This window comes from Methylobacterium aquaticum (assembly GCF_001043915.1).
GTDB lineage: Bacteria > Pseudomonadota > Alphaproteobacteria > Rhizobiales > Beijerinckiaceae > Methylobacterium > Methylobacterium aquaticum.
The window spans coordinates 1-604 of the sequence record NZ_LABX01000312.1; the positions used below are offsets into that span (position 1 = coordinate 1).

1 protein-coding gene is annotated in these 604 nt (G+C 69.4%); it reads right to left on the minus strand.

The window, feature by feature from the left end:
• Positions 1-40: 40 nt before the first annotated feature.
• A complete protein-coding gene (locus VP06_RS30845; protein WP_048467643.1) occupies positions 41-304 on the minus strand; it encodes a hypothetical protein in 264 nt (87 codons plus the stop codon).
• Positions 305-604: the final 300 nt, after the last annotated feature.

The window sequence follows — 604 nt, forward strand, 5'->3', positions numbered from 1 at the left end:
CCGGCCAGGGCCTCGCGGGCGCTGGCGTCGCGGATGCGCGTCAGGGGCGAAGGGGTGCCCCGCAGGGGTCGAGGCGCGTGCGCGCGGCGCTGCCCGAGAGCGATTCCGCGGCGATCGATCCCGTGGTCTCGGGGTCGACGAGGCCGCGCAGGGACGCCATGGCCTGCCCGCCGGGGCCGGACGGCGTGCTGCGCGACGCCAGGAAGTGAGTCGCCGCCAGCGAGCCCGCGATCGCGATCAGGGCGATCGTCCCGGTGCGCCGGAGCAGGGAAGGCGGTGGGGTTTCTCGCCCGAAAGCGTCCATCTCGATTCCTCAACGGCAGTCTGCGGAAGACACAATGGGGCATCATGGTTAACGCTAAGTGATCGTCTTTGCTCGATTTTTTGGATCGGCGCTGGTGCGCGATTCACGGTTCGTTGACGGGTGGGCGGGTAAACCCTGTCCTCGTTGCAGGAATGCGACAGACCGGGTGACCGACCGGGGATAGAAGCGCGCCGGCTCTCGCCAACCAGGACCAGCAAGACAATGAAGAAGATCCTCCTCGCCTCCGTGGCCCTCGTCGGCCTGTCCGCGGCTGCTTCGGCCGCCGACCTGCCGCGCCGC